The organism is Pseudomonas duriflava (genome assembly GCF_007830155.1).
In the GTDB taxonomy this organism is placed as follows: Bacteria; Pseudomonadota; Gammaproteobacteria; order Pseudomonadales; family Pseudomonadaceae; genus Chryseomonas; species Chryseomonas duriflava.
The window spans coordinates 221,008-234,102 of the sequence record NZ_VLKY01000009.1 but is presented as its reverse complement, the minus strand read 5'-3'; the positions used below and the strand labels follow the sequence as shown (position 1 = coordinate 234,102).

Annotated in this window: 12 protein-coding genes and 1 pseudogene; 10 read left to right on the top strand and 3 right to left on the bottom strand. The window is 52.8% G+C overall.

Features of this window, described 5'->3' with window-relative positions; genetic code table 11:
* A pseudogene (locus IQ22_RS14825) lies at positions 1 to 251 on the bottom strand (IS110 family transposase); the annotation flags it as partial.
* 141 nt (positions 252 to 392) lie between these two features.
* Here IQ22_RS14825 and IQ22_RS14820 point away from each other — a divergent pair.
* The 4 genes from IQ22_RS14820 (at position 393) to IQ22_RS14805 (ending at position 4,838) form a co-directional block, all read left to right on the top strand.
* Positions 393 to 824, top strand: coding sequence for a hypothetical protein (locus IQ22_RS14820; RefSeq protein WP_145143329.1), 432 nt, complete (start codon positions 393 to 395; stop codon positions 822 to 824).
* Positions 825 to 877: 53 nt separating this feature from the next.
* Positions 878 to 1,510, top strand: coding sequence for a LysE family translocator (locus tag IQ22_RS14815; RefSeq protein ID WP_145143327.1), 633 nt, complete (start codon positions 878 to 880; stop codon positions 1,508 to 1,510).
* A 567-nt stretch (positions 1,511 to 2,077) separates the two neighbouring features.
* Positions 2,078 to 4,252, top strand: a complete 2,175-nt coding sequence (locus IQ22_RS14810) for a hybrid sensor histidine kinase/response regulator (RefSeq protein ID WP_145143325.1) — start codon at positions 2,078 to 2,080, stop codon at positions 4,250 to 4,252.
* Positions 4,253 to 4,472: 220 nt separating this feature from the next.
* Positions 4,473 to 4,838, top strand: coding sequence for a VOC family protein (locus tag IQ22_RS14805; RefSeq protein ID WP_145143323.1), 366 nt, complete (start codon positions 4,473 to 4,475; stop codon positions 4,836 to 4,838).
* A 683-nt stretch (positions 4,839 to 5,521) separates the two neighbouring features.
* Here the strand turns inward: IQ22_RS14805 and IQ22_RS14800 are convergent.
* Positions 5,522 to 6,265 (bottom strand): class I SAM-dependent DNA methyltransferase, encoded by a 744-nt coding sequence (locus tag IQ22_RS14800; RefSeq protein ID WP_145143350.1) that lies wholly within the window; start codon positions 6,263 to 6,265, stop codon positions 5,522 to 5,524.
* A 420-nt stretch (positions 6,266 to 6,685) separates the two neighbouring features.
* Between IQ22_RS14800 and IQ22_RS14795 the strand changes: the two genes are divergently transcribed.
* Positions 6,686 to 7,114, top strand: coding sequence for a DUF2231 domain-containing protein (locus tag IQ22_RS14795; protein WP_145143347.1), 429 nt, complete (start codon positions 6,686 to 6,688; stop codon positions 7,112 to 7,114).
* Positions 7,111 to 8,403 (top strand): PQQ-dependent sugar dehydrogenase, encoded by a 1,293-nt coding sequence (locus IQ22_RS14790; protein WP_145143321.1) that lies wholly within the window; start codon positions 7,111 to 7,113, stop codon positions 8,401 to 8,403. The genes IQ22_RS14795 and IQ22_RS14790 overlap by 4 nt, the downstream gene beginning before the upstream one ends.
* Before the next feature lie 455 nt (positions 8,404 to 8,858).
* Here the strand turns inward: IQ22_RS14790 and IQ22_RS14785 are convergent, their stop codons facing one another.
* Entirely contained in the window at positions 8,859 to 9,161 is a 303-nt protein-coding gene (locus IQ22_RS14785; protein ID WP_145143319.1) for a DUF1883 domain-containing protein, read from the bottom strand.
* A 301-nt stretch (positions 9,162 to 9,462) separates the two neighbouring features.
* Between IQ22_RS14785 and IQ22_RS14780 the strand changes: the two genes are divergently transcribed.
* The 4 genes from IQ22_RS14780 (at position 9,463) to IQ22_RS14765 (ending at position 12,876) form a co-directional block, all read left to right on the top strand.
* Positions 9,463 to 10,422 carry a ribonuclease Z gene (locus tag IQ22_RS14780; RefSeq protein WP_145143318.1) on the top strand — a complete coding sequence of 320 codons (960 nt, stop codon included), beginning with the start codon at positions 9,463 to 9,465 and terminating at the stop codon, positions 10,420 to 10,422.
* Between the two features lie 115 nt (positions 10,423 to 10,537).
* The gene (locus IQ22_RS14775; protein WP_145143316.1) at positions 10,538 to 11,254 is read left to right on the top strand and encodes an rRNA pseudouridine synthase; all 717 of its coding nucleotides are present in this window, start codon (positions 10,538 to 10,540) and stop codon (positions 11,252 to 11,254) included.
* Positions 11,255 to 11,299: 45 nt separating this feature from the next.
* On the top strand, positions 11,300 to 11,761 hold the full coding sequence (locus IQ22_RS14770) for a YehS family protein (RefSeq protein WP_145143314.1): 462 nt from the start codon (positions 11,300 to 11,302) through the stop codon (positions 11,759 to 11,761).
* Between the two features lie 68 nt (positions 11,762 to 11,829).
* Positions 11,830 to 12,876 (top strand): RNA methyltransferase, encoded by a 1,047-nt coding sequence (locus tag IQ22_RS14765; RefSeq protein WP_145143312.1) that lies wholly within the window; start codon positions 11,830 to 11,832, stop codon positions 12,874 to 12,876.
* Positions 12,877 to 13,095 lie beyond the last annotated feature (219 nt).

The following is a 13,095-nucleotide window of genomic DNA, read 5'->3' as shown; positions in this document are numbered from 1 at the left end:
CGTCGCCGATACGGGCGCACGTAACGAGGGTGTAAGAGCACGACACGATGTCCTTTCTCCTGCATCAACCGGCCCCAATGGTGAGCGGTGCCACAGGCTTCCATCACCCACTCGACAGGCTCGAGCTGCTCCTGTACATATTGTGCAAATGCCCTGGAGTCGAGCCGCTTGCGCCGATCCACCCGACCGACCTGAACACTCTCGGCAACCTGGTAAACGGACTTGGCCAAATCAACCGCTATGCGTTTCATCGCACCTCTCCCAGCGAACAGTCACCACTGTGTTATAGAAGAAATATGGTGCAGGGAGAGTCCATTACAGCCTCCAAGCCGACGCCGCTTCGCGGCGCGGCGCGGCTTAATTCAAGCGTTAAGCGGCAATCAAGGAAGAACATGAACACTATTCTGATTACTGCTGTACAAATAATAGCCAAGCTGGCGGCACTCTTTAGCCTTTTAGTCCTACCGCTTTATCTAATGTGGTGCCTAGCCGCATTGGATTTCTTGCTTGGTCGTAGCCCTCCCCTTCAAGAAGCTTTGGTTGCTTTGGTTCCTGCATCAACGCAGCTTCTTTGGAAGGCAGTCCAGCTGCTCCAGCTTGCCGGCGGACTCCTTGGTTGGGGTGCGTTGTTTGCCATGTATCGACGTCAGCCAAGCCCCTTCTCCCAGGTTCCACTCTGGATCAAGTGTGGTCTTGCTTCTGGTATTGCTGCTGCACTTCTGTTTAAGAATATTTATATAATCCCACCGTTAGTGCTGACGGTAACGTTGGTGTTTCTCTCAGTGGTTACTTCGCCCAGCAACATACTGGAGCCGACGCGCTAATGCGCGTGACCTGGTGAAACATTAGCGCTACTAAACCAAACAGGGATAAAACTATGGTCACTGTGAATTTGCTGACTTTTGTTGTTATAGCTACCTTGCTTGTGATTTCGCCAGGCCCAAACGGAATATTGATAGCTAAAACAGTGCCCATGTCTGGACATAAAGCAGGATTGGCCGCCGTATGGGGGTTCGTAGCAGCATTTTATATTCATGGAACTCTATCTATATACGGGATATCGGTTCTTCTTGTTCAATCCGCTCAAGCCTTTTTCATCCTTAAACTACTGGGAGCGGGATACCTTTTTTGGATAGGCATTAAATCTCTTTCAGCTGCCTTTAAAAATGAGCAAAATCTAGAGCTGCCATTTTCTAAAAAGAGAAATAGCGTATCCATTCGTAGCGCATTCGCTGAGGGCTTTCTCACTAATATGCTAAACCCCAAGGTATCTATGTTTTACCTGGCGGCGTTTCCACAATTCCTGGCTACCGGCGATAGCATTTACAAAGCGTACTTCCTAGTCTCAACGCATGCCTTTATCAATTTAGTTTGGTTTTCCGCTATGGTCTTTCTACTATCTCGTCTGAAAGGGCTTGCAACGAATGCCAACTTTATTAAATGGCTAAAGTCTGTTACCGGCGTGGTGTTTATTGGTTTCAGTGCTAATTTAGCTTTTTTAAAACCATAGAGCCGTCGGTAACAAAGCATTGCAGCAGAACATCTTTGAATTGAGGGAGTACTCTTCAATAAATATGGAGAGAACCTTCCTGTTAGCTCCCTAATCTAGATCACCAGCCTATTCCCCAACTATCGACATAAAAGTTTGAAACCGTTCTGGCCGCATCCGATACCTAACCCATCATCAACCGGGACCGGTATAAGCCGGCCCGCTAATTCAAACGGTAGGTATTCAGGGGTACTTCCTAAGCACCAGCCGCAAATACTTTCCAATGCTGCTAGCAGTACCTAGCGTAAAAGCTGCTTATAGTTCCGAAAGCAAAAGCAATGAAACGCATCGGTTGAATATCAATATTGAATTTACAAAAACAGTATCCGGACCAGCCACGCTAGCTGACCGGACGCATACTGTCGGCTTCAGACGGAATCCATGGTATATGCAGGGACATCTGATACAGGGGCCGCTAATATAGCGGGCTGTTAGAAACAATAACCCTGCTGCTGCCAGTAGTTCTGCAATTCGTTTCAGCCGCGGGCCTTGCCCCCGCAGGCGCCTGGAGGATGGTTCAAGTTGATAATGCCCGACACGCATACAGACGATAGATGCGCGGCTACCCGTGCGGCCGCGCTTCAGCGGGCGGCGCTGCTCGATGCCCCAGCGGAAGAGAACTTTGACCGTCTGACTCGCTTGGCGAAGGCTTTTTTCGGGGTTAGTGCCGCAGCCCTCTCCGTCCCGCGGGACGAGAGTTTCTTTTTAAAAAGCGCCATTGGATTTCCGGAACCCTATGCAACGCAGCGGTGCGTGCCAAAGATGCACCTTTCGCCCTGTCGCGAAGTTGTAGAGTCTGGACGTCCGGTAGTCATCGAAGATGCCAGCGGGCGGGAGGACGAGCTAGAAACGATGCTTCTGCTCGGGTTCCGCTCCTATGTCGGAATACCGCTCACCAATGGGGAAGGCATCGTCGTGGGCTCATTCTGCGTCCTCAATCACGAGCCGCGGGTATGGAGCGATGAAGACATCGCACACTTGAGTGATCTAGCCGCATCGGCCATGACGGAGATCGACCTGCGCTCTGCGGTTGCCGAGGCGGCCCGTACTGGGTCGCTGCTCGCTGGGCAGAAGCGGATCCTGGAAATGATTGCACGCGCCGCGCCGCTCGATGACGTGCTCGCCGCCGTGGCGACCTTGATTGACCAGCAGGCGAGTGGCGTGCGCTCTTCGGTTCTATTGCTAGAGGACGGGCTGCTCATGCGCGGCGCCGCGCCCTCGCTCCCCGAAACATTCAACTGCCAAGTACATGAGTTACCGATCAACCCACCCATTGGTCCGTGCGGACTCGCCGCTCGTGATCGTGGGCCGGTGATTTCGGCCGATATAGAGGCAGACCCACGCTGGACTTCCGAATTCCGGGACTTGGCACGCGCACATAACCTACGCTCCGGTTGGTCAATACCGATCCCAAGCACTGACGGCAGCGTGCTCGGCACTTTTGCGATGTATTACAACGAGCCGCGCGAGCCGGGGCCGGTCGAGCAACAGTTGATCGACGTAGCCACCCATCTGACTGGAATCGCTATCGAGCGCGCACGGGCCGAGGCCGCCCTGCGCGAGCGCGCCGAAGCACTCGCCTTGGCTGATCAGCGTAAGGACGAGTTCCTGGCAGTACTCGCCCATGAGCTACGCAACCCACTGGCCGCTATTCGTCTTGCGTTGCAGCTCCAGCAGCGCAAGGGAGGCGGTGAAAACTCGCGCACACATGAGATCCTCGAACGGCAGGTTCAGCATCTCGCGCGCCTGGCCGACGACCTGCTGGACGTCTCCCGCATTACGCGTGGCAAGATCGAGCTGCGTACGGAGTGCCTGGATCTTAACCAGCTCGTCACTGAAGTGACCGAAGACTGTCGCGCCGATATTGAGCGTCAGGAGCTCGTGTTCGAGCTTGATGTTCATCAGGCACCGTTGTATGTCGATGGCGACCGCACCCGACTGGCGCAAGTTACCAGCAATATTCTCCATAACGCCGTCAAGTTTACCAACCGCGGGGGACGCATTCGAGTCGAGTTACGAGAACAGAGCGGTTATGCCGCCGTGATCATTGAGGACAACGGAGTCGGCATCTCGGAAGACGTGCTTGAGCATGTTTTCAAGCCCTTCACTCAGGTAGAGCAAACGCTTGCCCGTAGCAAAGGCGGTCTGGGTCTTGGGCTCTCACTCGTGGCAAGTCTGGTGAAGATGCATCGTGGTGAGGTTACTGCGGAGAGCGAGGGTGAGGGGCGCGGCTCTCGATTTACCTTCACGCTGCCGCTCACGATGGCATCTACGGAGCAAGTGTCTGTTGAATATGATGACGCTGGCTCGTCAAACAATGGCGGTTTGCGAGTACTCATCATCGAAGACAACGTAGATACTGCGGCCGTGTTGCAAGAATTGCTTAGCCTCGACGGTTACGAGACTAAAGTTGCCCATTCCGGCCCCGCCGGCGTGGAGGCGGCAGCTCGCTTTTGGCCGCACGCGGTCGTGTGTGACCTCGGCCTGCCGGGAATGGACGGCTTTGCAGTTGCCACGGAGCTGCGTAAGCAGCCCGCCTCGGCATCAGCGCGCCTCATCGCGCTCTCTGGCTACGGACAACCTGAGGATCGCCGCCGCTCCCTAGAACACGGTTTCGACCTGCACCTTACCAAGGCCAGTGACCCGGCCGAGCTGCTACAGGCCCTCGCCGCGCTCGACCTAAAGCTCGCGTCGCCCTGTTGAAAGCTTGCTCAAAGCCGTAGGTTTAGCCTTTGCTCCTTATGAGCGCCGCCCCCCCGAAGCGGGCGGCGGCGCTCGAATGGTTTCAGAAGTATTGGAGAGCGCAAAGGCATCCATCTAACGAGGCGCTGCCGCCGACGGTCTCGCCGTGCCTGGGCGTTAACGTTGGGCGCTTGCTCTACTAGGTATGAGCAGGCAACCCATCAAATGAAGGAACACAAGGATGAACAACAGCCCTATTGAAAACAAAATCGGGTGTGTCTTTATCCCTGTCAGCGACATGAGACAGGCAGTCGAGTGGTATAGCCGACTGCTTGGGCAGCCTGTGGAAACTATATCCCATGAAGGGCAGATTTATGATCTTCCTATGCGTGGTGCTCTAGGTGTGATTCTTGATAGCCATAAACCGGTGATCAATTCGTCACAACCAATATGCTTTTTTTGGATAGACGAGCTTCATCAGACAAGAAGCTTTCTCGCTGAAAATAATGTAGAGATTGTAAGAGAGATCGAAGACGTCAGAAGCGTTTTAACCCTAACATTAAGGGACCCGGACGGCAATTTATTGACGGTCTGCCAGCGCAAGTAATGACAAAAGTGGAGAGGCAGCTTGGAACACCACCATGTACATGCCGGGGACAAGGATGCAGTTCTCAATAGTTTTCAAGTAGTATTCAGGACCAAGTGCGCTGCGACATAATTAAAATCATCAGCAGCCCCAACAATGGCATGAACTTGCTCAATGGAGCATATCAAGCCCATCTCAGTCAGGCCTAAATTCGTAGGCTACTGGCTATTAACTCTTATTATCCCAATGGATCTTTTTAATCTTCTATTGCTTAGAGCTCTCGACTTTAAAGTTTTTTTATCCGCCTCGCTTTTAAGTATCCCAGCAACGTATTTCGCTGCGCGCTGCCTTCTGACTAAGGAACGAGACCTAGCAGACTTAATCTCCCTTATCGAAGCGCGAGTGATTTACATCACATGCCTATCAGGCTCTATTATTCTTCTAATGTTTTCTAGCCTTGAGCATACAGTTCCTGGATTTCTTGCAGCATACCTTTATTCAATTCGCGAGCCATTTGTGATAGAAATTTCAAGCTGGCTCAGCTTTTAACTAGTTCCTTAAACCATTCGCCTCTCTCAGTAGGGGGCTAAAGTCTGTCCTATAGTTTCATCGTTATGAAAAAAATTTTGTATTAATGTTAATGATTAAAAAAATCTTCTCAGCCGTCACTCCAATGGACCCACTTTTGCTAGGGCCCCTTCCCATCAAATCTTTATGCAGGCAAATATTGCGTTTCCAGACGTTTTGTTCCAAGGAATGATCTTTTCGTAATCGTGCTCAAGAACATGAACGTCAAAGTACGGCTGCAAAAGCGCCTGCAACTCGGCGAAACTTACAGCCACCATGGGATGTTCGTCGTGCCATACTTCTGTTTCATTCGCTGCCGTTTTTTCGATACGAAGTTTCAGCGACTGTTGTTCGCCCTCCCCACTATAGTTCCAGCCCGAACTGAAGCTGAATAAGCCATCAACGTGCTTGGCGGTGTGCGATAGCGATGAATAGTTGTCGATCATGTTCTTGTCGACAGCGTTGAAGCAGAAAACTCCATGAGCGTCCAGAGCGCCATATACGCTAGCAATACAGGCTTTCAGCCTATCGATGCTCGCGCTGTAATGGATGGAGTACAAAAAACAGGTAATGAGGTCTACTGGCTCATCTACTTTGAAGCAACACATATCTTGCAAAGAGAACCGGGCTTCAGGGCAGCGAGCGGAGGCTCTATCCAGCATGGGCTGATTGATATCGAGCCCAGAACTCTGATAGCCAGCATCAATAAAATGCCGAACATGCGGTCCGGTTCCACAGGCCAGATCGACATGCCTACTCCCCGCGTTCCCAAATAACTGATGCAGCCTGTGAATGCAGTGGCTTTGCGCCCGATAGTCAATATCAGCGCACATGAGATCATAGTAACCCGACAGGTCGGTATAAAGGGCGTTGCCGGGCATAGTAACCTGATTTGAGCTTGCAGCTTTGGAGCGTGCATCATATCCCAAGCCGGCCATATGACGAACTGGCTTTCAGCAGGTAGTAACCCGGCGTTGGAAACATTATAGAGGCCTTCTTTATCTATCGAATCTAGGCAACTGCTTTCTGCCTAAATGCTAAAAAGACTATGGAAGGAGGCAGAAAGCTTTCTAAGCAGATGCCGCTTTATCGCCCGCCTTTCTGTAACTTCCCTGCCCTGCTTTAGCAATTCCAAGGCTAACAACTTTGCCCCTCTAACCCCACCGATACTGGCTACCAACGGTTCAGGGTGAACTATGCGCCAGCGATACGATCCCTTTTATGCACAGTTAAAGCGAGCCTGGCGCCCAGCACATTCGCACCGGGCACAGGCCAGGATCGCCAGCGAAGAGGACTCCGCCGTGACCACAACCACCTACCGCAACTACCGAACCACGCCGCATCCGCTACACGCTATTCTGCTTGCTGGAACCGTTCCCCTGTTTCTTGGCGCCCTGTTAAGCGATATCGCTTACTTTCGTAGCTTCCAGATTCAATGGAACAATTTTTCCTCCTGGCTGATCGCTGGAGGTCTTGTTTTCTGTGGCCTAGCGATCCTGTTCGCACTGGTTAATCTGATTCGAGCCAGCCAGAAAAAAGGTCGCCCGCTAGTTTACTTTTTACTCCTGGTAGTGACATGGGCACTTGGCTTCATTAATGCTCTGGAGCATGCCAAGGACGCCTGGGCAACTATGCCTTTTGGCCTGATTTTATCGCTGATAGTCACATTGCTAGCCTGTGTAGCGGCCTGGATAGGCCTCTCTAACTTGCGCGCAAGAGGTGAAGCATGAAACAGATTCGCGCACTCTCTGTTCTGACCCTATCGGTGCTTCTAAGCGCCTGCGGTGGCGAAGGAGATAGCTCCCCATCGTACGGTGCCAACCCTCAGCTTCCTGACCCTCAGCGGGGTTTACTGCCCAAGATGAAGATTGCTGATCCTGCACAGTGGGGTGATCAAAAGCCAACGGTGCCTCAGGGCTATACGATCACGGCCATTGCAACCGATCTGCAGATCCCGCGGCAGAGCCTCGTGCTGCCTAATGGGGACATCCTCGTGGCCGAAGGCAAAGGCGGCAATGCACCAAAGCTCAAGCCAAAGGATGTAATTGCTGGCTATATCAAAGCGAAGGGTACGACTTCGGTCAAAAGTGGTAATCGCCTCACCTTGCTGCGAGATGCTGATGGCGACGGAACCTATGAAATGAAGACCGTGTTCGCCGACAACCTTAATGCGCCGTACGGTCTGGCCTTGTTCGAGGGCAATCTGTACGTAGCCAACCAGGATGCGCTCGTGCGCTTCGACTATCAGGAGGGCCAGACCAAAGCCAGCGGGCCGCCAGCCAAAATCACCGATTTGCCGTCAGAGATCAACCACCACTGGACCAAAGCGCTGACCATCAGCCCCGACGGACGTTTCCTGTATGTCGGCATCGGTTCCAACAGCAATATTACCGAGCGAGGCATGGAAGCTGAGGTTGATCGGGCCATGGTCTGGCAGATCAGTGCCGAAACCGGTGCTCACAAACCTTACGCCACCGGCCTGCGTAATCCTACAGCGCTGGCGATACAGCCTGGGACCGGTCAGTTATGGGCAGTCGTCAACGAGCGGGACGAACTAGGTCCTGATCTAGTACCGGACTATCTGACCTCGGTACGCGAGGGTGGCTTTTATGGCTGGCCTTACAGCTACTGGGGCCAGAACGTCGATGATCGTGTACGACCACAGAGTCCAGACAAGGTCGCTGCAGCGATCAAACCGGACTACGCCCTCGGGTCGCACGTTGCCGCCCTCGGCCTGGACTTTTCCACGACCGCCATGGGCGATGAGTACGCTGAAGGCGTCTTCATTGGCGAGCACGGCAGTTGGAACCGTCAAAATCCGGTGGGTTACAAGGTGGTGTTTGTACCATTCAGCAACGGGCGCCCTTCAGGCGAGCCCATTGACTTCGTCACCGGCTTTCGCACCGCTGACGGCAAGACGATGGGGCGGCCGGTTGGTGTGACCGTAGACCCACGCGGTGCGCTGATTGTCGCAGATGACCTGGCAAATACCGTATGGCGGGTAACCCGGACTCAATAACCGCTAGATGATCATAGAGACCTGCCAACGACCACTACGGTCGTTGGCAGCAATAATCATCACTTCACTGTAAAACGAGCAATGCAGGCACGCATCGTAGGTGTGGCACGTTTAGCCAAACTTTTTCCATCGTGCATGACCTTTCCGTTACAAACGAACTCGACTCCCTGCCATGGAGCGGAGAGACTTCTACAGAAATATGCCTCCCTTTAGAGGGTGCGCTTGAAGATGAGAAAGCTCTGCCCTCATGAGCCAAACTATCTTTCTTAAAACCTTCTCAGGCGTGCTTGACGATGCTACACGTGCATTACCTGTCTCGTGAGCGCTCTCTATCAAGCAGGCATTAGCTAACTGAGTTATCACATCCTTATTTAGGGCTGAGCGTTGCAGCCCCCTGACATGAATGCAGGTACTAACTGCCATAAGTATCCTGCCTGATGCTCCGCCAGCGGTTCTTAACTGAACGGCGAGCTCGAGCGGCGGACAATCTTTATCGAATATTTAAGATTTGGCTTATGCGTAACGCTAATAGGCCGACGCGTCACGGTATCGATCGTAATATTCCAGAAGCCGGTACTGGGTACGGTAATTCTGGCAGGAAACGTATCGAATGCACCGCCATGGTAACTATGACGACCGCCGTTTTTGAAACTACGGAAGTTTGCATCGTTCATGAGTCGGATATTGCACATCTGCGAGGACTCAATGACGACAAGATCGCCCTCAGTAAGATGCTCGCGCTGGTGTATGAATTTCATGACTGCTCCATAAGATGAGTCATAAGACAATTATGACTCACGCCTGGTTATTGCTCAGGCTATGCCTCTATTTTACCGAGACATGAGCACTTGTAATCATTGAACGTTCAGATAGGCAATTTAGATATACCTTAGGTGGGTGTAATGACTTTAGCCAGCCTACCATCTTGGCCAGTAAAACCTATAGCCAACCGGATTTTGCTGTCCTGCCAATTACTCGTATCGTGCAGCAATAGCGCCTCGCCTGGCTACAATACGCAGGAACACTGCTTTTTCTTTCATCTGAGTTTCGAGAAGCACTGTGGACATACTTTTTCTTGGCACATCGGCTGGAACCCCTACCAAAACACGTAACGTGACGGGACTGGCCTTGATCGAGGAAGTGGGACGCGCATGGTACTTGATCGACTGTGGCGAGGCCACGCAGCATCAGCTCCTGCATACCTCCCTGTCGCTACATGACCTGCAGGCAATATTCATCACACATGTCCATGGTGATCACTGTTATGGCCTCCCCGGGCTTCTTGCAAGTGCGGGTATGCTGGGCCGGAAGGAACCGCTTCCGATCATTGCTCCTGCCGGTATTGAACATTGGATAATGGCAACGCAGCAGATGAGCCAGCTGTACCTGCCCTTCGAGTTGATTTTCGTGGCAGTCGAGTCGCTGACGTATTGGGATACGCCTCGCTGGCGAGTCGACACGATACCGCTTTCCCACCGAGTACCTTCCTTTGCCTACCGCTTTAATGAGTCACAGCCCGAGCCAAGCCTCGATAGTGAAAAACTTATTCGGGAACACATTCCTCGCGGACCACTTTGGGGGCAACTTAGAAAAGGAATCGATGTAATACATGATGGCCGCACACTCAGGAGTAGCGACTACCTTCTTTTCCGCAATGCCCCCCGCTGCCTTGTCATAGGTGGCGACAACGACCGGCCTGGCCTTTTAAGTAATGCTTGCCAAGGCGCTCAGGTGCTCATTCATGAGGCCACTTATACGCAGGAAATCGCTGCCAAGGCCGGCAAGGACGTAGGCCATAGTACCGCCGCGGACGTTGCATCCTTTGCCCAGGCAACTGGCTTGCCTAACTTAGTGCTGACCCATTTCAGCCCACGCTATCAAACCGCTACCAACCAGGGATTGTCGCTTGAGGATCTGCGAAACGAGGCTGCTGCCTGTTATGAAGGGCATTTATTTCTAGCGGAGGATTTTTCCAGGCTCCGCTTAAGCAAAACCGGGCAACTGACTAGCCTCGCCTAGCTTGCGCTCCCGTTAGTAGACAATGAAAAAGCGTTTAGGATCTTTTTCATAAAAACCTGTCCTCTGCAGGTACTACAGTTACACTGACGGCCCTTTTTTCAACAGTGCACCTCCCATGACCGATCCCATTCGCCTGTCCAAACGCCTGATAGCGCTTACCGGCTGCTCTCGCCGAGAAGCCGAGCTGTACATCGAAGGAGGCTGGGTTACGGTCGATGGACGCATCGTAGATGAACCACAATATAAGGTGCAGTCCGAAACGGTGGAGTTGCTTCCGGGCGCCAGCGCGACCCCCTTGGAGCCCATCACACTAATATTGCATCAGCCTAGTGGCGCAATAGAGGGCCCCGACGCATTACTGCAACTCCTCCGACCCGACACGCATTGGTCTGAAGATCCCGCACAGAAGCGCGTCCTTAAAGGGCACTTTGCCCGCCTTAACACAAGCCTTCCTCTTCAGCCTGGAGCACAAGGACTCACCCTGTTCACGCAGGACTGGCGCACGCTCCGCAAGCTAACTGACGATGCGGCCAAGCTCGAACAGGAATATGTAGCAGAGGTACGTGGTGAAACGGCAACTAATGGCCTTGAGCGCCTCAAGCGCGGCCATACTCATAAAGGCCTCACATTACCCGCCTGCAAGGTAAGCTGGCAGAGTGAAACCCGTTTGCGTTTTGCCATGAAAAATCCAGCGCCGGGCATTATCCGGCAGATGTGCGAAAGCATCGGATTGCAGGTAATAACCCTGAAACGCATTCGGATCGGTGGCGTGCCTATGGGTAAGCTTCCTGCCGGACAATGGCGTTATCTGTCCTCCCATGAGCGCTTCTAGCTCTTACCGACCCAAACAGCGACGCTGTCCTAACTGGAAATACCTATGCTAAATAACGATGTATTACGAAGCGTGCGCTATATGCTGGATATCGATGATGCCTCCGTCGTTGATATTCTCAAATTGGCCGATTGTGACGCCAGCCTGACCGATATAAAGGCGTATCTTAAGAAAGACGACGAGCCTGAATATCTCCCCTGCCCTGACGAGATCATGGTGCACTTTTTGGACGGCCTGATTTTTCATCTGCGAGGCAAGGATGAGAGCCGCCCCGCTCGTCCTCTTGAGTTGCCTGTTACCAACAATCTTGTGATGAAAAAGCTGCGCGTTGCCTTTGAGCTCAAGGAAGACGACATCAGGAATATCCTTCAATCGGTAAATTTTCCTATCGCTAAAGCAGAGCTCAGTGCTGTATTTCGGACGTTCGGCCACAGCAACTACCGTACATGCGGCGACCAACTGTTACGAAACTTTCTTAAGGGCCTGACGCAACGTGTTCGAGGCTGATCAACCGGATTGTCTGGCTCATCTTGCCGATAGATACCATGCGCACCGAGTGATACCATCCGCGCCCCATGCGAATCCACGATATTCATCAACGCCTTGCCGACCTCGGCGCCAAGCCTTTACATATCGGGCGAGTCTGTCGCGCCTGGCTGAAAGGCTTGCCGCTTGATACTGGCACACGTCACCAAAAAGCCCAGGACTTTCTGCCCCTTAGCGTTCGTGAAGGACTGGCAAATCTGTCTGACGAAATAACGGGCTTGGCGCGCCTGCGCTCGGAGCATCCGGCCGCCGATGGTTCTGCCCGGTTATTGGTCGAGCTGGCCGATGGGCAAATGGTAGAAAGCGTTCTGCTACCGCGTGATGGTCTTTGTGTATCTAGTCAGGTTGGTTGCGCAGTAGGCTGTGTGTTCTGCATGACAGGCAAAAGCGGTCTGCTGCGCCAGCTAGGTAGTGCCGAGATCGTCGCCCAGGTGGCATTGGCTCGCCGCTTCCGCCCAGTCAAAAAAGTGGTCTTCATGGGTATGGGCGAGCCGGCACATAATCTTGACAATGTACTAGAGGCGATTGATCTACTCGGCACAGACGGTGGTATTGGCCACCGTAACTTGGTGTTTTCTACAGTAGGCGACCGCCGTGTGTTCGAACGCTTGCCCCAGCAGCACGTCAAACCGGCCCTAGCCCTCTCCCTGCACACGACTCGTGCTGACCTGCGCCAGCAGCTGCTACCGCGCGCACCGCGCATTGATCCGGAAGAGTTGGTTGAGCTGGGAGAAACTTATGCCCGGACTATTGGCTACCCGATTCAGTATCAGTGGACATTGCTGGCTGGCATCAACGATACGCAGGCCGAACTAGACGGCATCCTGCGCCTGCTTAAAGGCAAATACGCCGTCTTGAATGTGATCCCTTATAACAGCCTTGAAATAGATGATTATCAGCGCCCTAGCGGCGACCGTATCGTCGAGATCGTGCGTTACCTGCATAGCCGTGGCGTACTCACCAAGGTACGTAACTCAGCTGGCCAGGATATTGAAGGCGGCTGTGGCCAATTGCGGGCACGTGCCATTCAAATCATTGACACACGTCCATTGTTAAGACGTACGCATCAATCCTGACACGCCAAGCCGTACACTGTGCTAGCCGTTAGCATCTTTCCTTTAGAATACATTTCCTATCCATACCTCGGTTCGCCTTATTCAAGCAGAGACACTTGGGCAAGGCCTCATTACTGTGGCCTTCATCAAACCTTTTTCATTAAAGATAGCTAGCCATGTGTCGATATATGCCAGGTAATGCATCTCTAAAAGACTGACCAGCCTTTTAGCTTATGCCAA

Coding starts and splice junctions, on each gene's coding strand:
- IQ22_RS14820 (WP_145143329.1), top strand. CDS start 393: ATGAACACTATTCTGATTACTGCTGTACAAATAATAGCCAAGCTGGCG.
- IQ22_RS14815 (WP_145143327.1), top strand. CDS start 878: ATGGTCACTGTGAATTTGCTGACTTTTGTTGTTATAGCTACCTTGCTT.
- IQ22_RS14810 (WP_145143325.1), top strand. CDS start 2,078: ATGCCCGACACGCATACAGACGATAGATGCGCGGCTACCCGTGCGGCC.
- IQ22_RS14805 (WP_145143323.1), top strand. CDS start 4,473: ATGAACAACAGCCCTATTGAAAACAAAATCGGGTGTGTCTTTATCCCT.
- IQ22_RS14800 (WP_145143350.1), bottom strand. CDS start 6,265: ATGCCCGGCAACGCCCTTTATACCGACCTGTCGGGTTACTATGATCTC.
- IQ22_RS14790 (WP_145143321.1), top strand. CDS start 7,111: ATGAAACAGATTCGCGCACTCTCTGTTCTGACCCTATCGGTGCTTCTA.
- IQ22_RS14785 (WP_145143319.1), bottom strand. CDS start 9,161: ATGAAATTCATACACCAGCGCGAGCATCTTACTGAGGGCGATCTTGTC.
- IQ22_RS14775 (WP_145143316.1), top strand. CDS start 10,538: ATGACCGATCCCATTCGCCTGTCCAAACGCCTGATAGCGCTTACCGGC.
- IQ22_RS14770 (WP_145143314.1), top strand. CDS start 11,300: ATGCTAAATAACGATGTATTACGAAGCGTGCGCTATATGCTGGATATC.
- IQ22_RS14765 (WP_145143312.1), top strand. CDS start 11,830: ATGCGAATCCACGATATTCATCAACGCCTTGCCGACCTCGGCGCCAAG.